Genomic DNA, 23,931 nt, shown 5'->3' on the forward strand with positions numbered 1-23,931 from the left:
AGTCGGCTGAGCGTGCACGGGAGTGGGCTGACCGTGCAGGGCGCAGCTACTCCTCGCGTCGGCGCCGGCGCCACTCGCGCGGGGACAGGCCGAAGGCGGCCCGGAACCGGCGGCTGAAGTGGCCGGCGTCGAGGAAGCCCCAGCGGCGGCCGATCGCGGCGATCGTCCAGGCGGCCTTCGCCGGGTCGGTCAGGTCCCGCCGGGCGCGCTCGAGCCGCTCGGCCATGATCCACTCCGCCAGGCCGATGCCGGAGTCGGCGCACAGCTGGTAGAGCCGGCGCACCGAGACGTGGTGGGCCGCGGCGATGCGCGCGGCGTCCAGTCGGGGATCGCCGAGGTGCTGGCGGGCGTGGGCCAGCACCTGCGCCAGCAGCGCGTCCTGCGCGGTCGCCGTCCGCAGCCGGCTGCCGCCGCCGGCCTCGGCGACCAGGGCGCGGAGCAGGTCCACCGTGCCGGTGCCGACCGACCGGGCGCTGTCGAGGGCGGCGACCGCCTCGACGTCGCGCAGCAGCCGCCCCACGTGCGCGACCACGAGATCGGTCAGCGGGCTGCGGGGGAGGCCGGTGGTCACGGCCCGGCGGACGACGTCGGCAGGCAGGGCGAGGTCCTCGGCGTCGACGACGACGGCGTGCGAGCGTCCGCGGTCACGCCAGCCGAACGCGTAGGGGGCGCCGAGGTCGAGCAGGGTCACCGACCCCGGCCGCACCAGCTGGTCCCGGTCGCCCTGGACGACGCCGCCCAGCCCGCGCTCGTGCACGAGCAGCGCGATGCCCGGCGGCCGCTCGCGCCGCGCCTGTCCCCGGGCCGGGCGCACCTGCAGGCCGGAGGAGGTGGTGCGGGTGACGGCGAGCGGGCCGAGGACGTCCATGTCCAGCCGGAAGGCGACCTCGCTCGGGGGGTGCTGGAAGTCGACCTGGAGGTGCCACACCTCGTCGAGGAAGGTGCGGGCGGCCTCGGCGCGGTCCCGCGGGGCGAGCAGCGCGGTGTCCACGGTGCGTCCCAACGCCGTCCCCCTCTCCGCCCCCGCAGCGCCGTCCCCTCTCCGCCCCCGCAGCGTCGTCCCCACCGGCGCCCGCGCGCAAGGACCTCTCAGTCCAGGTCCACCGGCACGCCGGCCGGCAGCCAGCGCACGGCGCGGCGCAGCGCGGGAGGCGCCGCCGCGAAGGCCTGCTCGACCGGGCCGCGGCCCTCCCGGAAGTGCGACCAGCCCTCGTAGTGGACCGGGACGACGGTCCGGGGGCGCAGCAGCCGGCAGAGCTCGACGGCGTCCCGGCCGCGCATGGAGTACCGGACGGGCCCGGTGACGGGGAACCGGACGCCACCCAGGTGCAGCAGCGCGGCGTCCACGGTCAACCGCTCGGCCACCTGGCGCACCCCGCCGAAGAGCACCGTGTCGCCGGAGATCCACAGCTGCCCGTGCTCCTGGCCGTCCCAGCGCAGCGCGAACCCGATGACGGCGCCGGCCACCGGGCGGCTGAACCGCGGACCGTGCCGGGCCGGCGTCGCGGTGACCACGACCGTGGGCCGGCCGGGCGCGGTCAGCTCCGTGGTCGCCCAGGGCGCGAGTCCGCGCACCGACCCGCCCAGCCGCCGCGCCCCGGGGAGCGTGGTGACCACGACGCCGGCCGCGGGCAGCAGCGCGCGGCCGGCGTCGTCGAGGTTGTCGGCGTGGTGGTCGTGGCTGAGCAGGACGGCGTCCACCGGCAGGACGTCTTCGGCCGCGACCGCCGGCCCGGTCGTCTTCCGCGAGCCGGTGCCCCAGCCGAAGGCGTACCGGCGGCCGGGCGGGTCGAAGGTCGGGTCCACCAGGAGGCGCCACCCGGCCGCTTCGACCAGCACCGTCGGCCCGCCGACGTGGGTGAGGCGGACGCCGTTCACTGTGCGCCGGCCACCTCCGACCGCGCGGGACGAGCGTGCGCGAGCGCCCAGTCCAGCGCGGCGTCAGCGATCTCCTCCCAGCCCTCCTGGGCCGGCAGCAGGTGCGCCTTGCCGGGGTACTCCACGACCTCGGTGACGGTGTTCGGCGCCTTGTAGTGCTTGGCGTTGGAGTACTGCACCTTCGGCGGCATCAGGTGGTCCTCGCCGCCGGCGATGAAGAGCAGCGGCGCGCGGGCGTCGTTGTGGTAGTCGACGGCCGCGTCCTGCGGACCGGGCATGAGGTTGGCCAGCACGGTGCTCCACAGGACGCCGCCGGAGGCGGGCACGTGGTACCGCTCGTACAGCGCCCGGGACTCCTCCTCGGAGAACGTGTTCGTGAAGGCGTAGTGCCACTGCTCGTGGGTGAAGCCGATCGCCTTGTGCCGGTTGGCCGGGCTCTTGAAGGCCGGGAAGGTCGACCGCAGCTGCGACAGGGGCAGGACCTTCACGCCCTCCGTGGGCGCGGAGTTGATCGCCACCCCGGCCGCCCCGAAGCCCCGGTCGAGCAGCAGCTGGACGAAGACGCCGCCGGCCGAGTGCCCGATGAGGATCGGCGGCTTCTCGAGGGGCTCGATCACCGAGCGGAGCCGCTCGACGATCGCCGGGACGGTCAGCTCCACGATCGGCGTCGGGTCGGCGTTGAGCGCTTCGACCTCGGCCTCGAAACCGGGATAGGCGGGGGTCAGGACGCGGAAGCCGCGGGCCTCGTAGCGCGCCTTCCACTCCTCCCAGCTGCGCGGGGTCACCCAGAAGCCGTGGATCAGCACGATCGTGTCCGGGGCGTCCGGTACGGGGTCGGAGACGGGGCGGGGGTCGGGGATGTCGGTCATCGGAGTGCTCCTCGGAGGTGGTGGACGGTGGACACCGGCTCAGGCCCGCGCGAAGGCGAGCAGGTCGGCGGTGAACGCCTGACCGTGGGCACCGGTCAGGCCGTGCGGCCGGCCGGGGTAGACCCTGAGCTCGGCGTCCTTGAGCAGCTCGGCCGTCTTCGGTGCCGAGTTGGCGAAGGGCACGATCTGGTCGTCGTCGCCGTGCGCGACGAGCACCGGGACGTCGATCTGGTGCAGGTCCTGGGTGAAGTCGGTCTCCGAGAACGCCCGGATGCAGTCGTGGGCGCCCTTGAGACCGGCCGTCATGCTCATCCGCCAGAAGTCGTCCAGCTGCCCCTGCGCGACCTCGCTGCCGGGCCGGTCGGCCCCGTAGAACGGGGTGGCCAGCTGCCGGTAGAACTCCGAGCGCCCGCCGAGCACGCCGGCCCGGATCTCGTCGAAGGCCTCGACGGGGAGCCCTTCGGGGTTGGCGTCGGTGCGCATCAGGAGCGGTGGGACGGCGCCGAGCAGGACCGCCCGCGACACGCGGGCCGTGCCGTGCCGGCCCATGTACCGGGTGACCTCGCCGCCGCCGGTGGAGTGCCCGACGAGGACCACGTCGTGCAGGTCGAGGTGCTCGATCAGCTGGGCCAGGTCGTCGGCGTAGGTGTCCATGTCGTTGCCCTCCCACGGCTGGCTCGACCGGCCGTGCCCCCGGCGGTCGTGGGCGATGGCGCGGAAGCCGTTCGAGGCCATGGCGAACAGCTGCTCGTCCCAGGCGTCGGCGTTCAGCGGCCAGCCGTGGCTGAGGACGACCGGCTGCCCGGAGCCCCAGTCCTTGTAGAAGAGGGAGGTGCCGTCCGTCGTGGTGAACATGGCCATCGAGTGCCTCCTGCGGGTCGGTCGGGACCCGTCCGACCCTGGCCCGAGCGCGGTGCGCCGGGCATCAGTCACGTGACTGCACGCGCTCCGTCCGGTCGACTGCCGGCGTCCACCGACCGGTGGACGGCGGACCACCGGTTCGGCGGTCCCGGGCCGGCGGGCCCGGCGACAGGCTCGTGCCATGACAGCGACCCAGCAGGCGCCGGCCCCCCGCGGGACGGCGCGCGACGAGGAACCGGCCGTGCGGGTGCGCGGGCTGGTCAAGCGGTACGGGGGCCGGGCGGTCGTCGACGGCATCGACCTCGAGGTGCGGCGCGGTGAGGTGTTCGCGCTGCTCGGGCCCAACGGGGCGGGCAAGACGACGACCGTCGAGATCCTGGAGGGGGTCCGCCGCCGCGACGCCGGGGAGGTGACCGTGCTGGGCGAGGACCCGGCGACCGGCGGGCGGCGCTGGCGGGACCGGATCGGCGTGGTCGGGCAGACCACCGGCGCCGGCAACGCCCTGACGGTCCGCGAGACCCTCGACCACTACACGCACTACCACGCGGCGCCGGTCCCGACGGGCGAGCTGCTGGCCGACGTCGGGCTGACCGAGGCCGCGTCGCGGCGGGTCGACAAGCTCTCCGGGGGCCAGCGCCGCCGGCTGGAGGTGGCCCTCGGCGTGCAGGGCCGGCCCGAGCTGCTGTTCCTCGACGAGCCCACGACGGGGATGGACCCCGTCGCGCGGCGACAGTTCTGGACGCTGGTGGAGGGCCTGCGGACCCGCGGCACGACCGTCCTGCTGACCACCCACTACCTGGACGAGGCCGCGCACCTGGCCGACCGGGTCGGCGTCATCACCGCCGGCCGGCTGGTCGAGGTGGGTCCGCCCGCCGACCTCGGTGGCGACCTGCGCCGGGAGGTCACCGTCCGGTGGACCGAGGGGGACGCTCCCCGCGAGGTGGTCACCTCCGCCCCCGGCGCGCTGCTGCGCGACCTGCTCGCCGCCGACCCGTTCGGGGAGGTCCCCGACCTGTCCGTCACCCGCCCCGGCCTGGAGGACGTCTACCTCCGGCTGGTCGCCACCCCGGAGAGGGAGACCCGATGACCGCCACCACCGCACCGCGCACGACCACCGCACCCGGCACCACCGCCCGCCCGGCGCTGCCCTCGGCAGCCGCCATCGGCCGGTCCCGCATCGGCCTGGAGCTGCGGCTGTTCGCCCGTGACTCCGGGCAGGTCGTGTTCTCCTTCGCCTACCCGGTGATCATGCTGGTGATCTTCGGCTCCGTCTTCGGCGGCGAGGAGGTCCTGCCCGGGGTCGACTTCCGCCAGTACTTCCTCGCGGGCATCGCCGCGACCGGCGTCATGCTGACCAGCTTCCAGGCGGTCGGCACCGCGATCACCGAGGAGCGGGAGCGCGGTGACCTGGCCCGGCTGCAGACCCTGGGGACGCCGCCCCTGGCCTACGGGATCGGCAAGGCCGGTCAGGTGCTCGTCACCACCGTCGCGCAGCTGGCCGTGCTGCTGGGGGTGGCGGCGCTGGCCTACGACGTCCCGCTGCCCACCGAGCCCGGCCGGTGGCTGACCTTCGCCTGGGTGGTCGTGCTGGGCATCCTCGCCGGCACGGTGATGGGCATCGCGGTGACGTCGTTCATCGGCAGCGCCCGCGCCGCCGGTACCGGGATCCCCGCGTTCGCCGTCGTCCTCCAGTTCCTCTCCGGCGTGTTCTTCATCGACTCCGACCTGCCGGCCTGGATGGACCAGATCGCGGCGGTGTTCCCGCTCAAGTGGATGGTGCAGGGCATGCGGTCGGTGTTCCTGCCGGACTCGGCGGCCGCCATGGAGGCGGCGGGCACGTGGGAGCACGGGAGGACTGCCCTGGTCCTGGTCGCATGGGTGATCATCGGCGCCGTGGTGTGCGCACGGACGTTCCGCTGGCGGCGGGGGGAGTGACCTCGCTGCGTCGCTGGACCGCCGTCCTCGTCCCCGAGAGGGAGGAGGACGGCGGTTCGCCGCTGTCCGAGCGCGGGTGGCGGACCACCGTCGTCGGGATGCACGTGATCTCGGCGGCGGTGTGGGCGCTGGCGGTGCTGTCGACGGTGAGCGGCGACGCGGTGGACGGCGGCAACCGCGGTCCCACGCTCGTCGTCCTCGGTGTGCTGGCGGTGTCCTACGCCGTGGCCGGCGGGCCGGCGATCAGCAGCAGCCGCCCGGTCCAGGCGGTGGTGCACCTGACGGTGGTCGTGGCCGGCTTCGCCGCGATCGGCTGGCTGGCCCCCTCGCTGCTGTTCATGCTCTTCCTGGCCTACCCGCAGGTGTGGTTCGTCGTGCAGGGGACGTCGGTCGGCGTGGCCTGGACGGTGCTCCTGGCCGTGGCCAGCGCGGCCGGCCCGATCGCCACCACGGCGGGCGGCCGGACGACCGCCGAGATCCTGCAGGAGACGGTGATCGGCCTGTTCTTCAGCCTGGCGCTCGGGTTGTGGGTCAGCCGGGTGCTGCACCAGAGCGGGCAGCGGGCGCAGCTGATCGAGCAGCTGGAGGCCACCCGCGCGGAGCTGGCCACCGCCGAGCGCGAACGCGGGGCGCTGGCCGAGCGGGAGCGGCTGGCCCGCGAGGTGCACGACACCCTGGCGCAGGGCTACACGAGCATCGTCGTCCTGGCGCAGACCGCGGCGGCCCAGCTGGCGACCGACCCGCCGGCCGTCCGGGACCGGCTGGCCCTCATCGAGGAGGTCGCCCGCGACAACCTCGCCGAGGCGCGGGCGGTGGTGGCCGCGTTCCGTCCGGTCGGGCTGGAGGACTCCACCCTGGTCGAGGCACTGGAGCGGCTGGCGTCGCGGTTCGCCCGGGAGACCGGCCTGCCGGTCCGGGTGGACACCGCCGCCCTCGGCGAGGGGGCGGAGTTGCGCCGCGACGAGGAGGTGGTGCTGCTGCGCGGGGCGCAGGAGGCCCTGACCAACGTGCGCCGGCACGCGGACGCGACGGCGGTGGTGGTGCGGTTGTCGCGGGTGGCCGGGCAGGTGTCCGTGCACGTGGAGGACGACGGCGTCGGCTTCGACCCGGCCGCGGCGCGGGGCGCCGGGCTCGAGGGCCTGCGCGGACGGGTGGAGCAGGTGGGCGGATCGGTGGACGTCGCGTCGGCGCCTGGGGCCGGGACACGGGTGACGGTGCGGGTGCCCGGCTCGTGATCACCGTGCTGGTGGTGGACGACCACCCCGTCGTGCGGGGCGGGCTGGTGGGGTGGCTGGCCGCGCAACCGGACCTCGACGTGGTGGGGGAGGCCGGCGACGGGCAGGAGGCGCTGGCGCTGGTGGCCGCGCTCGAGCCGGACGTCGTCCTCATGGACCTGCGGATGCCGCGGATGGACGGCGTGACGGCGATCGAGCGGCTGTCGGCGACGCGTCCCGGCGTCCGCGTGCTGGTGCTGACGACCTACGACACCGACGCCGACATCGTGCGGGCGGTCGCGGCCGGGGCGACCGGCTACCTGCTCAAGGACGCGCCGCTGCCGCAGCTGGCCGACGCGGTCCGGGCGGCCGCGCGGGGGGAGACGGTGCTGGCGCCGCCGGTGGCCGCGCGGCTGGTGTCGCACCTGCGGGCGCCCGCGGCGGAGGCGCCGACGGCGCGCGAGCTCGAGGTGCTGGCCGGCGTGGCCCGCGGGCTGACCAACGCCGAGATCGGCCGGGAGCTGTTCATCGGCGAGGCGACGGTCAAGACCCATCTGCTGCGGGTGTTCGCCAAGCTCGGCGTCGACGACCGGACGCGGGCGGTGATGGTCGCCGTCCAGCGCGGCCTGCTGCCCCCGCCCGGCTGAGCGGGCCGCAGCTCACGGCGCGTCGGCAGAGGCGTCGACCAGCGCCTGGCCGGTCGGGCTGCGCCAGTAGAGGACCTCGCGCCCCGACCGGCGCCGCTCCACCAGGCCGGCGTCGAGCAGCACCCGCAGGTGCCCGCCGGCGCTGCCGAGGGGGAGCCCGGTCTCGGCGGTGAGCGCGCTGGTGCTCCGCGGGGTGCCGAGGCGGGTGAGGACCCGGGCACGGCTCCGGCCGAGGAGGCGGACCAGTGGCTCGGGGAGCGGCGCGGGGCCGGCGGCGAGGACGCCGGTGACCGGGTAGACGACGGCGTACCGGTCGGGGAGGTGCCAGCTCACCCAGCTGCGCCGGCTGTGCGCGGCGAGGAGCATCAGGTCGCTGCCCCGGATGTCGCGGGGCGGGTACGGGTGGGCGTTGACCTGCAGCCGCCCGTTGGCGAGCCAGCGGACGCCCGGGGCGATGCCGTCGAGCGCGCCCGACCAGCCCTCGCTGCCCAGCCGGGCGATCCGCGAGACGACGTCGGCGCGCAGAACCCGCAGCCGCCGGTCCCACTCGGCGCGGATGGTGCACTCCCAGGTCCAGCGCAGCAGCTGCGCCGCCGTGTGCGCGAGGCCGCCGGCGGTCAGCTCACGGGGGAGGGGGCCGGTGGCGAACTCGAGGTCGGCACGGATGCGGTCGTCGTCCAGCGACTCGAGGTAGCCCAGCTCCTGCTCCAGGCCGAGGTCGGGGGCGGCCGGGGGGACGGTGAGGAAGTCGGCGGTCCACGACGGTCCGAAGGCGGCCCGGAGCAGCGCCGCGCCCACCGGGTCGTCGGCGAGCCGGGCCTCGAACGCGGCGACGTGGGCATCGCGCCAGGCGAGGTGCCACGGCTGGACCTGCCGATGCCGGAGGATCGCGATCCCGGCCAGGGTCTCGGTCAGCTGCGAGGTGCCGAAACGGGTGCGCGCCAGGACGTCGGCGTCCACGATGAACTCGCCCACCTTTCGACCGTAGCCGAAACAGTGGGTGTGGCAGCGCCCGTCGCCGACCGTTGCGGCATGCGGACCTACCGGGCCTTGGCGGCGCTCCCGGAGTTCCGGGCGCTGTGGACCAGCAGCGCTCTCACCACGATCGCGTCGACGATGTCGAGCCTCGCGCTCGCCACCGTCGTCCACCGGCAGACCGGGTCAGCGCTGCTCGCCGCGGTGGCGATGTCCGGCCCGTCCCTGGCGCAGGTGCTCGGCGCGACGACGCTGATGGCGGCGGCCGACGCGAGCCCGCCGCGGCGCACGCTGCTGCTGGTCGGGGCGGGCACGGCAGCCGCGCTCTGCCTGCAGACGATCCCCGGTCTCGGCGTGCCGGAGCGGCTGCTGCTCGTGCTCGGCGCGGCCTACGTGGCGTCGATCGGTGCGGGTGCCCGGTGGGGGCTGCTGGCCGAGATCGTCCCGGCCGACGGCTTCGCCCTGGGCCGGTCGGCGATGAACGTCGCGGTGGGCGCGTTCCAGGTCCTGGGCTTCGCCACCAGCGGGCTGCTGCTCGCCGTCCTCACCGCTGCGCAGGTGTTCGCGGTCGCGGCCGGGGTGTCGTTGCTCGCCGTCCCGGTGCTGCGGTTCGGGCTGCCCGAGCGACCGGCGCGGCGCACCGCGCGCGTAGGACCGCGCGAGACCTGGCGGGGCAACCGCGCCCTGCTCCGCGGTCGGCACACCCGTGCGCTGCTGGTCGCGCTCTGCCTGCCCAACGGGCTGGTGGTGGGGTGCGAGGCACTGTTCGTGCCGTACGCCGGGGACCGGGCCGGCTGGCTGCTCGCGGCCGCTGCGCTCGGCATGATGACCGGTGACCTGCTGGTCGGCCGGGTGCTCACCGCGGAGGGGCGCCGCCGCACCAACACCGCCCTGCGGCTGCTGCTCGCCGCACCGTTCCTGGCCTTCGCGCTCGAGCCGCCTGTGCCGGTCGCCGTCCTGCTGGTCGGGCTCGCCACTGCGGGCTACGGCGCGTCGCTCGCCCAGCAGGAGTGGCTGGTGGCCGTCAGCCCGGCCGAGCTGCGCGGGCAGGTGCTGGGTCTGGAGTCGTCGGCGCGGATGACCGCCCAGGGGCTGGGCGCCGTGCTCGCCGGCGCCCTGGCCGACGTCGTCTCCGTGGCGCCGGCGATGGCGGCGCTCGCTGCGGCGTCCCTGGCGGTGTCGCTGCTGCTCATCCGCCCCCTGGCACGGGTCGCGGCCTGCGTCCGGACCGCACCGGTGCGGACGACGTCCGGATCCGTCGCTGCGGGACGTCGGCGCCCGCGCGCCTGACCTGCGGTTTCGACTTGAGAGGCAGCCGTTTCCCGGCTAGGATTCGTACATGTGTTCGAGCGTGCCGGGTGGGGATCCGCTCGATGACCTGGCCGCCGCGCTGGCGGAGCGGAACCGGCTGGACGCCCGGCTGGCGCGGTCGGTGCGCGCCGCCGAGAACGAGCAGGCGGCGCAGCGCGACGGGTTGGCTTCGATGACGTCGTGGTTGCGCGGGCACTGCCGCGTCTCGGCGGCAGAGGCCGCGCGGCTGGTGCGCAACGGCCGGGCGCTGGAACACCTGCCGGCGCTGGCGGAGGCGCACGATGCCGGGCTGGTCACCGCCGAGCAGGTGGCGGTGGCGGCGCGGGCGGTCACTCCTGAACGGTTGGTCGCGGCCGCCGAGCAGGGGGTGGACCTCGTGCGGATCGACGCGGTGTTCACCGGGGTGGCGGTCGAGCAGCCGCACGCCGACCTGGTCCAGGTCGTCCAGCGCTACGTCGACGACCTGGAGCCCGACGGACCGGAGCCCGACCCCACGGAAGGGCGGGCGCTCACCCTGTCGAAGCACGCGGACGGATCGCTGTCCTTCCGCGGGCACCTGGACGCGGTCGGTGGGGAGCGGCTGCAGGCGGCCCTCGAGCCGTTCGTCCAGGCCGGCCGCCCCGCCGGTGACGAGCGCACCCGCGCGCAGCGGCTCGGGGACGGCCTCGTGCAGCTCGCCGACTACGCGCTGGCAACCGGCGGCCTGCCGGTCCTGCGCTCGCGCAAGCCGCAGGTCGCCGTGGTGGTGGCCTTGACCGACCTCGTCGACCCGGCCACCGGCGAGAACGTCGGCCGCATGGGCTTCGGCGCCACCATCTCGGCGGCCCGCGCGCGCTGGCTGGCCTGCGACGGGGCCATCTCCCGCGTCGTCTTCGGTCCCGACGGCGCGCCGCTGGACCTCGGCCGTGAGCAGCGCCTCGTCGACCGCTACGTCCGGCGGGCGGCCGAGCTGCGCGACGGCTGCTGCGTGTTCGCCGGCTGCGGAGCCCCGACCCACTGGTGCGACGTCCACCACGTGATCCACTGGCTGGACGGCGGCGAGACGAGTCTCGAGAACTCGGCGCTCCTCTGCGAACGTCACCACACCCAGGTGCACCACGGCTTCCGCGTCGAGCGACAACCCACCGGCACGTGGCGGACGTACCGGCCGGACGGCAGCGAGGTCATCGTTCCCCCAGCACTCGCCCCGGCGGCCTGATCGGGGGCCGTACCCTGGACTCCCGTGAGTCTCACCATCGGCATCGTCGGGCTGCCCAATGTCGGCAAGTCGACGCTGTTCAACGCGCTGACCAAGAACGACGTCCTGGCGGCGAACTACCCGTTCGCCACCATCGAGCCGAACGTCGGCGTGGTGGGGGTGCCCGACCCCCGGCTGGGCAAGCTGGCCGGGATCTTCGGGTCGCAGAAGATCATCCCGGCGACCGTCTCCTTCGTGGACATCGCCGGCATCGTCCGCGGCGCGTCCGAGGGGGCTGGCCTGGGCAACAAGTTCCTGGCCAACATCCGCGAGAGCGACGCCATCTGCCAGGTGATCCGGGTCTTCACCGACCCCGACGTGGTGCACGTCGACGGCAAGGTCAGCCCCGCCGACGACATCGAGACGATCAACACCGAGCTCCTCCTGGCCGACCTCCAGACGCTGGAGAAGGCCATCCCGCGGCTGGAGAAGGAGATGCGCAAGGACAAGGAGCGCTCCGCCCTGCACGCTGCCGCCGTCGATGCGCAGAAGGTCCTGGACGAGGGCAGGACGCTCTTCGCCGCCGGGATCGACCCCGCGCCGCTGCGCGAGCTCGGTCTCATGACCACCAAGCCGTTCCTCTACGTCTTCAACGTCGACGAGGAGGAGTTGGGCAACGAGGAGCTCATCTCGGAGCTGCGCGGCATGGTCGCCCCGGCCGAGGCGATCCTCATGGACGCCAAGATCGAGTCGGAGCTCGCCGAGCTGCCCGCCGAGGAGGCTGCCGAGCTGCTGGCCGGGATCGGCCAGGACGAGCCCGGTCTCGACCAGCTCGCCCGCGTCGGTTTCGCCACCCTGGGCCTGCAGACCTACCTGACCGCCGGCCCCAAGGAGGCCCGCGCCTGGACCATCCCGGTGGGGGCAACCGCCCCGCAGGCGGCCGGCGTCATCCACACCGACTTCCAGCGCGGCTTCATCAAGGCCGAGATCGTCTCCTACGACCAGCTGGTCGAGGCGGGGTCGATGCAGGAGGCCAAGTCGAGGGGCTGGGTCCGCATGGAGGGCAAGGAGTACGTCATGCAGGACGGCGACGTCGTGGAGTTCCGCTTCAACGTGTGACACGACCCATTCCTGCCGGTCAGCTGCCTGCGGGGCTCCTCCAAGCCGGAGCCCGGCGAACGCGCACAGTGCGGCGAACGGTCGGAAGACCGGGTCGGCCGCCTCGAGGGCGGCCCCCACCTGCGGCCGGCCGCCGCTCGGGTCGGCAAGACCTCCACGCCGGCCTTGCGCAGCGGCCCGACGTGGCCGTCGGACAATCCGCTCCTGGAACCTCTCCGTCGCCCGGTGTGTCCACGGCTGTTACGAGGGGTGACCCTCCTCGGTCTCGGCCCCGCGACGGTGCCAGCGGCTCCGCATTGTCACCGTCGTTCCGTGCGGACGCGTCGTGACAGTGGTGTGGACCAGGGCCCTCATCATCGCCAGGCCGCGTCCTCGGTACGAAGGGGACCTCGGCTGCTGCCATCCTCCGTGATCCTGGACGACAACGGTGACTTGTTCGTCGTCGATGTGACTGGAGACGTCGAAGAACGGTTCCGTCGGCTGCTGAGCGTGCTCGACCGCGTTGTTGGCCGCCTCGCTGGCGGCCAGGAGCAGGTCCTCGGTCTCGTCGTGAGACAACGCAGTCTTCCTGCGGAGGCAGTCGCGCAGCCGCTGGCGCATCACGCGGACGGAAATCAGAACGGAAGGAAGGCGCCAAGCCTCGCGCCGGTCGTCCGGGGATGGCTCCCTGTTCACTGGGGAGTCGGCGCCGGTGGGGTTCTCTGGCGGCTCGTCCGAGACGGTTTGCTCGTCAGCTGTTGTCGCGCTGACCGAAGGGGAGTTGCTGTACGCGCTCACGGCCGTCTTCCCAGAACGTTGAGGTCGGCGCGGCACCAGATGGAACGACTGGTTCCGATACTGGGGTGCTACCCCGCCGCCGTCACGGAAAACTGGTCTGGCTGCACCTGTCCCTGTCTGGTCTGCGGCCGCCTGCGGTGCACCGCCCAGTCTTGGTCCAACGCACCCAGTGGTGGCAGTTCTCCTTTCGGCGGGCCACGAGTGCGACAGCCGCGCCGTGTGCGGCCAGGTGGCGGGCCGTGGCTTCGCCGATGCCGCTGCTCGCGCCGGTGACGAGGGCGACGGTGCCGGTCAGCTTCGAGGTCATGGGTGTGGTCGCCTCCTGCAGATGGTCGAGTGGGCGGTGCCGGGTCAGGCGTTGGCGGGGGCGCCGTCGTGCACCAGCGAGCTGGACAGGTCGCGGTGGGCGTCGGCCTGGTCGAGCAGCTGCTGTGCCTTCTGCTCGAAGGCGGCGATGGCATCGGCGCCGGCGGCCCAGCGCAGCGGCGGCTCGTCGGAGTCGGTGAGCTCGACCAGGGCGCGAGCGAGCTTGACGGGGTCGCCGCTCTGCTGGCCGTTCATGCCGCGCCAGGCGGTGACGGTCTGCCGGGTGCGCTCGGCGTAGTCGTCGATCGTCGGCTCCGGGTAGCGGGTGGAGTCCTCGGTGAGCAGTTCGGTGCGGAAGAAGCCGGGCTCGACCAGCATCGTGCCGATGCCGTAGGGCGCGACCTCCGGCGTCAGCGACTCACTCCAGCCCTCCAGGGCGAACTTCGACGCGGCGTAGGCGGAGGTGAACTCGCCCCCGGTGATGCCGGCTGAGGAGCTGAAGGTCACCACGAGTCCGGAGCGCTGGGCGCGCATGACCGGCAGCACGGCGCGGGTGACGTTCAGCGGGCCGAACAGGTTGGTCTCGATCTGGGCCCGGAAGTCCTCGGAGGTGATCTCCTCGAAGAAGCCCGCGTAGAAGTTGCCCGCGTTGTTGACCAGGACGTCGATCCGACCGAACCGCTGCACGGCGGCGTCGACCGCGGCGGCGACGCTGGCGGGGTCAGTGACGTCCAGGGCGACGGCCAGCAGATCCTCGTGCGTACCGAGCGCCGCGGTGACCCGGTCGGGGTCGCGGCCGGTGGCCACGACCCCGTGCCCGGCATCCAGAGCGGCGCGGGCGATGTCGATGCCCATGCCCCGGCCGGCGCCGGTGACGAGCCAGAACTTCTTGTCAGTCATGTGAGTGCAGTCCCTCGGTCTCGAACGAGCGGGTGGCGAGGCGCCGCCCGCGGCTGTGGGCAGTCGGTCGAACTCGCTGTGACCGAGGAAACGCCGGTCGGCGACGCGGTGGGAGAGCCTGCTGTGAGGGGGTACTGGCAGGGACCCCTACGCGGGTCTCGACGGACCTAGCCTCGTTGTCGTGGACACCCGCAAGGACCTGCGCGAGTTCCTGACCACGCGCCGGGCGAGGATCACGCCGCAGCAGGCCGGATCACCCACCTACGGTGGGCGGCGGCGGGTGCCCGGACTCCGCCGCGAAGAGCTGGCGCTGCTCGCCGGCGTGAGCGTCGAGTACTACACGCGCCTGGAGCGCGGCAACGCCAACGGCGTCTCCGACAGCGTGCTGGAGGCGCTGGTCCGGGTTCTGCAGCTCGATGACGCTGAGCGCGCGCACCTCTACGGCCTCACCCGTGGGGCGACGACGGCCGCCCGCGCTCGCCGCCGTCCGGCCCGACCAGCCGTCCGCCCGAGCGTGCAGCAACTGCTCGGCGCGATGAGCGACGTCCCGGCGTTCGTGCAGAACGGCCGGCTCGACGTCCCCGCCGCCAACCCACTTGCCCGCGCGCTGTACGCCGACCTGTTCGACGACGCCGGACCCGGCAGCGCCGGCCGGGCGCCGAACCACGCCCGCTACGCGTTCCTCGACCCGCGCGCCACCGACTTCTACCCCGACTGGAACCGGGTCGCCGCCGACATCGTGTCCCAGCTGCGCGCCGAAGCCGGCCGCACCCCCGACGACCGAGAGCTCAACCAGCTCATCGGCGAGCTGACCACCCGCAGCACACAGTTCAGCACCCTCTGGGCCACGCACGACGTCCGCTGGCACACCACCGGCACGAAGCGCTTCCACCACCGGGTCGTCGGTGACCTCTGCCTGACCTACGAGGGGTTGGCGCTCACTGCCGATCCGGGGCAGACGCTCATCACCTTCACCGCTGAGCCCGGGTCGCCCTCGCAGCAGGCGCTGACCTTCCTCGCCAGCTGGGCCACGTCGGACGGACAGCGGCCGGCTGCCTGCGAGAGGACGAAGGACGACCACACGACCTGACCGTTGCCGCGACGGACCTCATCGCTCGGTGGACAGGGTCCGTCGTACCGAGGGCACCGCGAGGTCCCTCGGCAAGCAGGGCCGGACGGCACGCCCGACCGCATGGACGCCAGTCAACACACCGGCAACGGACTTCCGTTCCAGCCGACTGACGGCCAATGCCGTCCGATGATGAACGCCCTGGCCAACGGGCACTTCCCCCTGCAGCCAACGACGGCCGAGCACGCCATTGACGTTCCGCTTCAACGTGAGATGCAGCCTGCTCCTGCAGGTCAGCAGCCCCAGGACGCCGCGCCCCCAGGCCTGCGCCGCGACCGGACCGCGCCTCCCAGGCAGCCCTGTGGACGAGCCGGACTCCAGGACGAGAAGCGCTCGGCGGTCATGCCTGACGAGGGATCCGCAGGTCGCTCCCGCTGAGGGTGCTGACGAGCCTCCAGGTGCACGTCACCACGAACTGCAGACCCGAGGTGCGGGAGGTGTGTGCCACTTCGTCCTGCGCTTCTGCAACAGCCCGCCACGTCCAGGTCGGTACCTCCTCGCCGCGCTCGGGGTCCAGAGAGGCGCGTGGCGGTCAGGCGCTGTTCATGTCACACGGAAGTCACCTGCGGGGACCGCGGGAGCAACACGCACGCCGTCTACTGCTGCCGAACAGCGACCACTGTCAGTAGACGAAAGGTGTGCCGTGGACGTCGGCAGCACTGCATTCATCCTCGCCGCCACCATGGCGGTCGCACTCATGGTCCCGGGCCTCGCGCTCTTCTACGGCGGCATGGTCGGGTCCCGCTCGGTCCTCAACATGATCATGATGGTCTTCGGAGCCGTAGCGGTCGTCGGCGTCCTGTGGACCCTCTTCGGCTTCTCCGCGGTCTTCGGGAACAGCTACGGCGGCCTGGGTCTGCTGGGGGACGTCACCGAGTACCTCGGCCTCGGCGACGTCGTGGCCGGGGACGAGGCGGCCGCCCTGCCGCCGGCGCTGGTCGCGGTGTTCCAGGCCTTGTTCGCCGTCATCACGACCGCGCTCATCGCCGGCGCGGTGTCCGACCGCGTCCGCTTCGGCCCCTGGCTGCTGTTCACCGGGCTCTGGGCGGCGCTGGTCTACTTCCCGGTCGCCCACTGGGTGTTCGCCTTCGATTCGGCCGACGGCAGCGTCCAGGGCGGCTGGATCGCCAACACCCTCGGCGCGGTCGACTTCGCCGGCGGCACCGCCGTCCACATCAACGCGGGCGTCGCCGCCCTCGCCCTCGTGCTGGTGGTGGGCAAGCGCACCGGCTGGCCCCGGCAGGCCCGGCCGAACAACCTGCCCCTCGTCGCCCTCGGCGCCGGCATCCTCTGGTTCGGGTGGTTCGGCTTCAACGGCGGGTCCGCCCTGGCCGCGGGCAACAGCGCCTCGGTCGTCATGCTCACGACGTTCAACGCCACCTGCGCGGCGATCCTCGCCTGGCTCCTGGTCGAGCGGCTGCGCGACGGGCACGCCACCACCCTCGGCGGCATGTCCGGCGCCATCGCGGGGCTCGTCGCCATCACCCCGGCCTGCGGCGCGGTCACTCCCCTGGGGGCCCTGGCCGTGGGCGCCATCGCCGGTGCGGTCTGCCCGCTGGCCATCACGCTGAAGTACCGCTTCGGCTACGACGACGCTCTCGACGTCGTCGGCGTCCACCTCGTCGGGGGCGTCGTCGGCACCCTGCTGGTCGGCCTGTTCGGCTCGGCCGAGGCGCCCAGCGGCAAGGCGGGCCTGTTCTACGGCGGCGGGTTCGGGCTCCTCGGCACGCAGGCCGTCGCCGTCGTGGCGGTGGTCGGTTACTCGTTCCTCGTCAGCCTGCTGATCGCCCTCGTCGTCAAGCACACGGTGGGCCTGCGGGCGTCGAAGGAGGGCGAGCTCGCCGGTCACGACCTGACCGAGCACGCCGAGGTCGCCTACGACCTCGAGGGCGGCGTGCACACCCCGGGCAGCGGCCCGACCCCCGAGGCGGTCATCGCCTCGGCCGAACGGCTGGTCGCCGGCTCCGTGGCGGCCCCTCGCACCGGGAGCGGCACGCCGGGCTGACGGCCCACGGACGGCGGAGGCCGGTCCCGCACCGCGGGGCCGGCCTCCGACACGTCCGGGGCGAGGGGCCTCAGGCCAGGTGGCCGTAGGCCGTCACGCTGAGGAAGCGGACCGGGAGCTCGACGAGCTCGACCGGGCCGTGCGGTCCCTCGCCGTCGAAGACGAGGGAGTCGCCGGCGCGCATCTCGTAGCGCGCTTCACCGTGCCCGTAGACCAGGACCCCCTCCAGCATGTGCAGGAACTCCGTCCCCGGGTGCTGGAAGAGCGGGAACACCTCACTGGCCTCGGTGAGGGTGACCAGGAGCGGCTCGAGCCGCTTGTGCTCGCCCCGCAGGGACCCCAGCAGTTGGTAGAGGTGCCCGACGTTGCTGCCGCGGCGGACGATCTGCGACCCTTGCCCGGCAGGCGTGAAGACGGCCTCTCGCTCGGCGTCGATGCCCCGGAACAGCGCGGTGACCGGCACCGCGAGCGCCTCTGCGAGACGGGCGAGGCTCGACAGGCTGCACGAGGTCTGCGCGTTCTCGATCTTCGACAGCATGGCCTTGCTCATGCCGGTCAGCCGGGCCAGCTCCGCCAGCGAGATGCCCTGGGCGAGCCGGAACTCCCGGACCCGCAGCGCGATGACGTCCTCGAGATGGCCGCTCGGTGCGTCGTCCTGTGCACCGGGACCGGGGGAGACCTCCACCCGGCGAGCGTAGGTCGGCTGCGCTCGGCCGAACCGCCCGGCGACGAGAACGTAACGGACGGGTAACCCGAAGGAGGGTCCACCGCTCGTAGCCTCCGTTTCACCCCAGTGGACGACTTCCCAGGAGGACCCATGCCCGTCACCGGCACGATCGGCCACGTCACCGGGGGCTCGCTGAAGCTGCCCAGCATGGAGGTGGAGGGGGTGCGCGCGCACATCGGTGACGTCTTCGCCAACCCCGGCGGGGCGGCGATCTCCAGTGGCTTCTTCGAGCTCTTCGCCGGCGCGCCGCTCGACTACGAGTACACCTACGACGAGATGAAGGTCGTCGTCGAGGGCGAGTTCCACCTCACCGACCTCGACTCGGGTCAGCAGGTCGTCGCGCGGCCGAAGGACGTCCTGTACTTCCCCGCCGGCTCGCGGATCCGCTTCGAGACGCCGGATCGGGCGCTGGGCTTCTACACCGGCCACCGTTCCTTCGCCCCCTGACCGGCCGTGGGAGCAGAACACACGAGCGTCCCGCGCTGGCCGGCCGCCGCGCCGGGCGTGGACCCCGTCGGCCGGACCGTCTCGGTGCTCGGCTTCGGGGACCCGGGCCGGGCGATCGTCCACGACTGGGCCGCCGCCACGCCGGCCGGGCGGCTCACCTGGTGTGTCGTCGCGGAGCGGGCCGACGACGCGACGCTGACCGCGCTGGCCGCGCAGGTGCGGACCGCCCGGGTCGGCTGGCGGCTGATGCTCGCCGGGCCCGAGGTCGACGTGCTCGCCGCCCGCGCGGTCGCCACCGGCCTCGGCCTCCTCGACGCGGAGATCCGGACGGCGGTGACCGGCGCGGACCACAAGCGCGTCTCCTGCCCGCACTGCCGCGTCATCACCGAGGCGGAGGTGCCGGTCGGTGCCGAGGTGCCCTGCCGGGGGTGCGCGCGGCGACTGCACGTGTACGCGCACGTCTCCCGGCGCACCGGGGCCTACCTGGGGTTCATGGCCGACGCGGAGGAGATCGCGTGACCGCCGTCCTGCCCGCACGGCCCGCGACCACGCCGGGCGAGGTCCCGGAGCTGCTGCTCGAGGTCGCGGCCGTCGCGCACGCCGCCGACGGCGTCCGGGCCCTCACCCTCCGGCACCCCGACGGCGCCCCGTTGCCCGGCTACGCACCCGGCAGCCACGTGGTGCTCACCTGCGGGGACCGGCGCAACGCCTACTCGCTGACCGGGGAGGGTGCGCCAGGGGAGGCGTACCGGATCTCGGTGCTGCTCCGCCCCGACGGCCGGGGCGGCTCCGCGTTCGTGCACGGCCTGGCCGTCGGCGACCGGCTGGCCGTCTCCTGGCCGCGCAGCGCCTTCGCCCCGGTCGCGACGGCGCGGCACCACGTGCTCGTCGCGGGGGGCATCGGGATCACCCCGATGCTGTCGCACGCCCGGGCCGCGGTCCGCTGGGGTCGCTCCTTCGAGCTGGTCTACGGCCACCGGCCGGGTGCAGGTGCGCACCGCGAGGAGGTGGCGGCCGTCTGCGGGGAGCGCCTCACCGTGCACGAGTCGACGCCGGGCATGCTCGACGCCGTCGCCGCGGTGCTCGCCGACCGGCCGATCGGCACGCACGTCTACGTCTGCGGTCCGGCGCCGCTCATCGACTTCGTCGAGCGGACTGCGGAGGAGCTGGGGTGGCCGGCCGAACGCGTGCACGCCGAGCGGTTCTCCGCCGATCTCGATCCCGGGGAGCCGTTCACCGCGCACCTGTCCCGCTCCGGCGTCCGGGTGCCCGTCCCTCCGGGCGTCAGCCTGCTCGCGGCGCTGGAGGGCGCCGGGGTCGCCGTCCCCAGCACGTGCCGCCAGGGCGTCTGCGGGGAGTGCCGAGTCGCGGTGGTCTCCGGTCGCCCGCTGCACCGCGATCTCTACCTCTCCGAGGCCGAGCGCTCCGCCGGCGACGCGGTCATGTGCTGCGTCTCGCGCAGCCTCGACGACCACCTGGGGCTGGACCTGTGACCACGACGCTGCCGCCGCGGGTGGCCCGCTTCCCGTTCCCCTTCCCGGCCGAGACCTACCGTTACGCGACCAACGTCGAGCCGGCCCGCCGCCCCGTGCGAACCGCCGGGGGGACCTGGGGCGAGCACGTCGTCGACGTCGACGACGACTACGCCCTCGATATCGCGCTCCGCCGTGCGGTGCTGGCCGCCGACCCCACCCGGTGCGCGCAGCTGCCGCACATGCGCGTCGCCGCCTGGGACGCGCTGACCACGCTCCTCCCGGAGCTCGCGGCCATCCGTCCGGACGTGGTGGCGCTGCACCGGCGCGGCGACCGGTGGCAGTGGCGCAACGACCTGCTCGGGACCTCGTCGTCCTTCGTCCTCGGTGACGACGACTCGGTCCCCGGCGGTCCGCTGGCCTTCCTCGGCAGCCAGGTGCAGGAGGACGTCGTCCTGCTCGACCAGCGCGAGGGATCGCTGTGGGCCGACGCCGGGCTGGTCACCTTCGCCGCCGACTGGTCGCTCGGGTTCGACGTCGGCATGCGCTTCCAGGAGGTCCACGGGCCGGTGCCCCGGGTCCACGAGAGCGGGGTGGTCGCCCGCGCCGAGCAGTTCCTCATGCGCCTGCAGCCCGGCGACGCCTACCGCCGGACCAACTGGACGATGACCGTGGACCGGCGCCTGGACACCTCCACGGAGACCTATCCGGACTGGGGACGGGACCGGAGGCTGGTGGTCGACGATCCCGCGCTGCCTGACCGGCTGCACCTGCGGGTGGAGGTGCAGCACCTGCTGCGCCTCGGCGTCTCGAACGCCGTCTGCTTCCTCATCCGCACCCACCTGCTGTCCCTGCGGGAGCTCGCGACCGTCCCCGAGTGGCGGCGGAGGACGGCCGCCGTGCTCTCCGAGCTACCCGACGACATGGCCGCCTACAAGGGCATCGAGCGCTACCGGCACGCCGCGGCCAGCTGGCTGGCCGGCGGCTGACCCCCGACGGCCCGACCTTCGGCCCGTCGTCCCGCCCCGGGACGGCGGGCCGCCGTCGTGTCACGCGGGTGCCCGGCCCGTGCGACAGGAGGAAACAGGGATCTCCCCGGGCGGTCATCCCGCGGTAACACGCAGCCTGTTCACTCCGAGGTGACAGAGATTCACGCCAGTGAACACCGCGCAGTCCTGGGAGGACCCGTGTCGCTCACCGCCACCCGCCCCGAGGCCCCGCCTGCGCCGGTCGAGCTGCCCTCCGGAGGTGAGCTGGCCCGCCGAGCCCGCGCTGACGGCATCGAGTTCGTCATGGCGCTGTTCGTCGACCTGACCGGCAAGCCGTGCGCCAAGCTGGTCCCGGTCGAGGCGGTCGAGGAGCTCGAGAGCGAGGGTGTCGGCTTCGCCGGCTACGCGGTCGGCGCGATGGGGCAGGAGCCCAGCGACCCCGACCTCATGGCGATCCCCGATCCGTCGTCCTACATGCCGGTGCCCTTCATCCGGCCGGGCCTGGCGATCGTGCACTGCGATCCGCACGTCGAGGGCCGGCCCTGGCCCTACGCGCCCCGGGTCCTGCTCAAGGCCCAGCTGGCCCGCGCGGCGGAGCTGGGCCTCGAGCTCAAGGTCGGCGCCGAGGTCGAGTACTTCCTCGTCGAGCGCGGCCCGGACGGTGCGCTGCGGCCGGCGGACCCGAAGGACACCGCGGCCCGGCCCTGCTACGACGCCCGCGGGCTGACCCGCATGTACGACCACCTGACCGAGGTGTCGAAGGCGATCAACTCGCTGGGCTGGGGCAACTACGCCAACGACCACGAGGACGGCAACGGCCAGTTCGAGCAGAACTTCGCCTACGCCGACGCCCTGACCACCGCCGACCGGGTGGTCACCCTCCGGTACCTGCTGTCGGTGCTGGCCGAGCAGCGCGGCATGACCGCGACGTTCATGGGCAAGCCGTTCACCGACCGGACCGGCAGCGGGCTGCACATGCACCTCTCGCTGTGGCGCGGCGGCGAGCCGGCCTTCCCCGACGCGGCCGACCCCCGTGGCCTCGGCCTCTCATCCCTGGCCTACTCCTTCGTCGCCGGCCTGATCGAGCACGCCTGCGGCCTGCAGGCGGTGCTCGCGCCGACGGTGAACGCCTACAAGCGGACCGGCGCGAGCTCCACGCGGTCCGGCGCGACGTGGTCCCCGCGCGCGGCGTCCTACGGCGGCAACGACCGCACCCACCTGCTCCGCGTGCCCGACGGCAACCGCGTCGAGCTGCGCGGCGGCGACGGCTCGGCCAACCCCTACCTCGCCGCCGCGGCGGCACTCGCCGCCGGTTTGGACGGGGTGCGCCGCGGCCTGGACCCCGGTGACCCCGGCGCCACCACCAGCAGTCCGCTGCCGCCGACGCTGCTGCACGCCGTCGAGGCGCTGCAGGCCGACCCGGTCGTCGCCGCGGCCCTGGACGCGGCCGGACCCGGGGTCTGCGAGTACTTCGCCGGCCTCAAGCGCGAGGAGTTCTTCGAGTGGCACGGGCAGGTGACCCCCTGGGAGGTCGACCGCTACGTGACCGCCTTCTGACCCGACCGACCGACGAGAGGAACCGTCCTGCGATGTGCGGGATCGTCGGGCTCCACCTTCGGGAGCCCTCCCTGTACCCCCGGCTCGGCGAGCTGCTGACCGGCATGCTGTGCCAGGTCACCGAGCGCGGTCCGGACTCCGCCGGCGTCGCCGTCTACGGCGACCCCCGGTGGTCGCCGCCCGGTGAGGCGTCGGTCTCGCTGCTCACCGGCGCCCGCACGGCCGACGACGTCGCCGCCGCCGTCCGCGTCCTCCTGCCCGAGGCGGGGGTCGTGGACGCCGGCCAGACGCTGGTCGTCCACGCCGCCGCGCCCCCCGACGCCCTCGTCTCGGCCGTCCGCGACGCCGTCCCCGGTGCCGTGGTCACCGGAGCGGGGGAGGAGGTCGCCGTCCTCAAGGGCGTCGGGCACCCGCAGTCCCTGGCCGCCGAGTTCGGCCTGCCGGCCGCGCAGGGCTGGCAGGGCGTGGCGCACACGCGGATGGCCACCGAGTCGGCGGTCACCCCCGCGCACTGCCACCCCTTCTCCGTCGGGACCGACCAGTGCCTGGTGCACAACGGCTCCTTCGCCAACCACGCCACCATCCGCCGCGAACTGCGGGCCGCGGGTGCGGCCTTCGACAGCGACAACGACTCCGAGGTCGGTGCCCGTTTCGTCGCCGCACAGCTGGCCGCCGGGTACGACCTGGAGAAGTCGCTGAAGCTGCTGTGCGAGCGCTTCGACGGCTTCTACACGCTGCTGGTCAGCACCCGCGACAGCTTCGCCGTCGTCCGCGACGCCATCGCGTGCAAGCCCGCCGTCGTCGCCGAGACGCCGCTGTGGGTCGCGATGGCGTCGGAGTACCGCGCCCTGGCCGGCCTGCCCGGCGTCGAGGCCGCACGCATCTTCGAGCCCGAGCCGGAAGAGGTCTACGCATGGCAGCGCTGAGCACGTCCGACGTCGCGGTGGAGCCGGCCGTCGTCGACCTCTCCTTCACCGGCGTGCGCGAGCTCAACGCGGCCCTGCACGCCCCGGACGTCGCGGACAAGGCGTCCGCGTGGCGGGTCACCTCGCCCGCCGGGCGGCACAGCATCGCCGTCGGGCTCGACGCAGAGGTCGACGTCCGCATCGAGGGGCACGTCGGCTACTACTGCGCCGGCATGAACCAGCTGGCGACGGTGACCGTCGAGGGCAACGCCGGAGTCGGCGTGGCCGAGAACATGATGAGCGGCACGGTGCGGGTCCGCGGCAACGCCTCCCAGTCGGCCGGGGCGACGGCGCACGGCGGCCTGCTCGTGGTCGAGGGGTCGGCCTCGGCCCGCTGCGGCATCTCGATGAAGGGCGTGGACATCGTCGTCGGCGGCGACGTCGGCCACATGAGCGCGTTCATGGGCCAGGCCGGCCGGCTGGTCGTCTGCGGCGACGCCGGCGACGCCCTCGGCGACTCCGTCTACGAGGCCCGGATCTACGTCGCCGGAGCGGTGAAGAGCCTCGGCGCTGACTGCGTCGAGAAGGAGGTGCGGCCCGAGCACCTGGCCGAGCTCGCCGGCCTGCTGCACGCGGCCGGCATCGACGCCGACGCGACGTCCTTCCGGCGCTACGGCTCGGCCCGCCGTCTCTACAACTTCCACGTCGACAACGCCTCGGCGTACTGAGGG

25 protein-coding genes are annotated in these 23,931 nt (G+C 73.9%); 16 read left to right on the plus strand and 9 right to left on the minus strand.

All coding sequences use genetic code 11. The features are described 5' to 3' along the window. Positions 1–46 precede the first annotated feature (46 nt). The 4 genes from GCU56_RS08310 to GCU56_RS08325 form a co-directional block, all read right to left on the minus strand. On the minus strand, positions 47–1,003 hold the full coding sequence (locus GCU56_RS08310; protein WP_163481037.1) for a helix-turn-helix domain-containing protein: 957 nt from the start codon (positions 1,001–1,003) through the stop codon (positions 47–49). Between the two features lie 86 nt (positions 1,004–1,089). After that, positions 1,090–1,878: an MBL fold metallo-hydrolase gene (locus GCU56_RS08315; protein ID WP_163481039.1), complete on the minus strand. Its 789-nt coding sequence runs from the start codon at positions 1,876–1,878 to the stop codon at positions 1,090–1,092. Further along, on the minus strand, positions 1,875–2,747 hold the full coding sequence (locus GCU56_RS08320; RefSeq protein ID WP_163481041.1) for an alpha/beta hydrolase: 873 nt from the start codon (positions 2,745–2,747) through the stop codon (positions 1,875–1,877). The genes GCU56_RS08315 and GCU56_RS08320 overlap by 4 nt, the downstream gene beginning before the upstream one ends. A 39-nt stretch (positions 2,748–2,786) precedes the next feature. Beyond that, on the minus strand, positions 2,787–3,608 hold the full coding sequence (locus tag GCU56_RS08325; RefSeq protein ID WP_163481042.1) for an alpha/beta fold hydrolase: 822 nt from the start codon (positions 3,606–3,608) through the stop codon (positions 2,787–2,789). A 181-nt stretch (positions 3,609–3,789) separates the two neighbouring features. On the opposite strand from GCU56_RS08325, the gene GCU56_RS08330 reads away from it, so the two are divergent. From GCU56_RS08330 to GCU56_RS08345, 4 genes are read left to right on the plus strand one after another with little or no spacing between them, the layout of a single operon-like run. Further along, the gene (locus GCU56_RS08330; RefSeq protein WP_163481044.1) at positions 3,790–4,695 is read left to right on the plus strand and encodes an ABC transporter ATP-binding protein; all 906 of its coding nucleotides are present in this window, start codon (positions 3,790–3,792) and stop codon (positions 4,693–4,695) included. Beyond that, positions 4,692–5,543: an ABC transporter permease gene (locus GCU56_RS08335; protein ID WP_163481045.1), complete on the plus strand. Its 852-nt coding sequence runs from the start codon at positions 4,692–4,694 to the stop codon at positions 5,541–5,543. Before GCU56_RS08330 ends, GCU56_RS08335 begins: the two co-directional genes overlap by 4 nt. Then, positions 5,540–6,778: a histidine kinase gene (locus GCU56_RS08340; protein ID WP_163481047.1), complete on the plus strand. Its 1,239-nt coding sequence runs from the start codon at positions 5,540–5,542 to the stop codon at positions 6,776–6,778. Before GCU56_RS08335 ends, GCU56_RS08340 begins: the two co-directional genes overlap by 4 nt. After that, positions 6,775–7,404, plus strand: a complete 630-nt coding sequence (locus tag GCU56_RS08345) for a response regulator (protein WP_163481048.1) — start codon at positions 6,775–6,777, stop codon at positions 7,402–7,404. Before GCU56_RS08340 ends, GCU56_RS08345 begins: the two co-directional genes overlap by 4 nt. 12 nt (positions 7,405–7,416) lie before the next feature. Here GCU56_RS08345 and GCU56_RS25095 read toward each other — a convergent pair whose 3' ends face one another. Beyond that, positions 7,417–8,379 carry a helix-turn-helix domain-containing protein gene (locus tag GCU56_RS25095; protein ID WP_163481051.1) on the minus strand — a complete coding sequence of 321 codons (963 nt, stop codon included), beginning with the start codon at positions 8,377–8,379 and terminating at the stop codon, positions 7,417–7,419. A 57-nt stretch (positions 8,380–8,436) separates the two neighbouring features. Here GCU56_RS25095 and GCU56_RS08355 point away from each other — a divergent pair, with 57 nt between their 5' ends. The 3 genes from GCU56_RS08355 to ychF are packed head-to-tail and all read left to right on the plus strand — an operon-like array spanning position 8,437 to position 11,986. Then, on the plus strand, positions 8,437–9,669 hold the full coding sequence (locus GCU56_RS08355; protein WP_204331659.1) for an MFS transporter: 1,233 nt from the start codon (positions 8,437–8,439) through the stop codon (positions 9,667–9,669). 49 nt (positions 9,670–9,718) lie between these two features. Then, on the plus strand, positions 9,719–10,888 hold the full coding sequence (locus GCU56_RS08360) for an HNH endonuclease signature motif containing protein (protein ID WP_163481053.1): 1,170 nt from the start codon (positions 9,719–9,721) through the stop codon (positions 10,886–10,888). Between the two features lie 24 nt (positions 10,889–10,912). After that, a complete protein-coding gene (gene ychF / locus GCU56_RS08365) occupies positions 10,913–11,986 on the plus strand; it encodes a redox-regulated ATPase YchF (RefSeq protein WP_163481055.1) in 1,074 nt (357 codons plus the stop codon). 240 nt (positions 11,987–12,226) lie between these two features. Here ychF and GCU56_RS08370 read toward each other — a convergent pair whose 3' ends face one another. The 3 genes from GCU56_RS08370 to GCU56_RS08380 all read right to left on the minus strand — a co-directional run bounded on the left by GCU56_RS08370 (position 12,227) and on the right by GCU56_RS08380 (position 13,969). After that, positions 12,227–12,763: an ATP-binding protein gene (locus tag GCU56_RS08370; protein ID WP_163481056.1), complete on the minus strand. Its 537-nt coding sequence runs from the start codon at positions 12,761–12,763 to the stop codon at positions 12,227–12,229. 82 nt (positions 12,764–12,845) lie between these two features. After that, positions 12,846–13,070 carry an SDR family NAD(P)-dependent oxidoreductase gene (locus GCU56_RS24550; RefSeq protein WP_204331660.1) on the minus strand — a complete coding sequence of 75 codons (225 nt, stop codon included), beginning with the start codon at positions 13,068–13,070 and terminating at the stop codon, positions 12,846–12,848. A 44-nt stretch (positions 13,071–13,114) separates the two neighbouring features. Further along, entirely contained in the window at positions 13,115–13,969 is an 855-nt protein-coding gene (locus GCU56_RS08380; protein WP_163481058.1) for an SDR family oxidoreductase, read from the minus strand. 181 nt (positions 13,970–14,150) lie between these two features. Here GCU56_RS08380 and GCU56_RS08385 point away from each other — a divergent pair, with 181 nt between their 5' ends. Then, complete coding sequence (locus GCU56_RS08385) at positions 14,151–15,059, plus strand: MmyB family transcriptional regulator (RefSeq protein WP_163481060.1); 909 nt, start codon at positions 14,151–14,153, stop codon at positions 15,057–15,059. A 682-nt stretch (positions 15,060–15,741) separates the two neighbouring features. Beyond that, entirely contained in the window at positions 15,742–17,103 is a 1,362-nt protein-coding gene (locus tag GCU56_RS08390; protein WP_345771724.1) for an ammonium transporter, read from the plus strand. 70 nt (positions 17,104–17,173) lie between these two features. Here GCU56_RS08390 and GCU56_RS08395 read toward each other — a convergent pair whose 3' ends face one another. After that, positions 17,174–17,788 carry a helix-turn-helix domain-containing protein gene (locus GCU56_RS08395; protein WP_163481062.1) on the minus strand — a complete coding sequence of 205 codons (615 nt, stop codon included), beginning with the start codon at positions 17,786–17,788 and terminating at the stop codon, positions 17,174–17,176. A gap of 132 nt (positions 17,789–17,920) precedes the next feature. On the opposite strand from GCU56_RS08395, the gene GCU56_RS08400 reads away from it, so the two are divergent. From GCU56_RS08400 to GCU56_RS08430, 7 genes are all read left to right on the plus strand, one after another. Next, positions 17,921–18,277 carry a cupin domain-containing protein gene (locus GCU56_RS08400; RefSeq protein ID WP_163481063.1) on the plus strand — a complete coding sequence of 119 codons (357 nt, stop codon included), beginning with the start codon at positions 17,921–17,923 and terminating at the stop codon, positions 18,275–18,277. A gap of 6 nt (positions 18,278–18,283) precedes the next feature. Then, the gene (locus tag GCU56_RS25100; RefSeq protein WP_163481065.1) at positions 18,284–18,796 is read left to right on the plus strand and encodes a dimethylamine monooxygenase subunit DmmA family protein; all 513 of its coding nucleotides are present in this window, start codon (positions 18,284–18,286) and stop codon (positions 18,794–18,796) included. Further along, entirely contained in the window at positions 18,793–19,770 is a 978-nt protein-coding gene (locus GCU56_RS25105; RefSeq protein WP_345771725.1) for a PDR/VanB family oxidoreductase, read from the plus strand. The genes GCU56_RS25100 and GCU56_RS25105 overlap by 4 nt, the downstream gene beginning before the upstream one ends. Then, a complete protein-coding gene (locus GCU56_RS08415; protein WP_345771726.1) occupies positions 19,767–20,738 on the plus strand; it encodes a heme-dependent oxidative N-demethylase family protein in 972 nt (323 codons plus the stop codon). Before GCU56_RS25105 ends, GCU56_RS08415 begins: the two co-directional genes overlap by 4 nt. 198 nt (positions 20,739–20,936) lie before the next feature. After that, on the plus strand, positions 20,937–22,295 hold the full coding sequence (gene glnT / locus GCU56_RS08420; RefSeq protein ID WP_345771727.1) for a type III glutamate--ammonia ligase: 1,359 nt from the start codon (positions 20,937–20,939) through the stop codon (positions 22,293–22,295). A 32-nt stretch (positions 22,296–22,327) separates the two neighbouring features. After that, the gene (locus GCU56_RS08425; RefSeq protein WP_163481067.1) at positions 22,328–23,221 is read left to right on the plus strand and encodes a glutamine amidotransferase; all 894 of its coding nucleotides are present in this window, start codon (positions 22,328–22,330) and stop codon (positions 23,219–23,221) included. Continuing rightward, positions 23,209–23,928, plus strand: a complete 720-nt coding sequence (locus GCU56_RS08430; RefSeq protein ID WP_163481069.1) for a glutamate synthase — start codon at positions 23,209–23,211, stop codon at positions 23,926–23,928. Before GCU56_RS08425 ends, GCU56_RS08430 begins: the two co-directional genes overlap by 13 nt. Positions 23,929–23,931 lie beyond the last annotated feature (3 nt).

The organism is Geodermatophilus sabuli, assembly GCF_010686765.1.
GTDB lineage: Bacteria > Actinomycetota > Actinomycetes > Mycobacteriales > Geodermatophilaceae > Geodermatophilus > Geodermatophilus sabuli_A.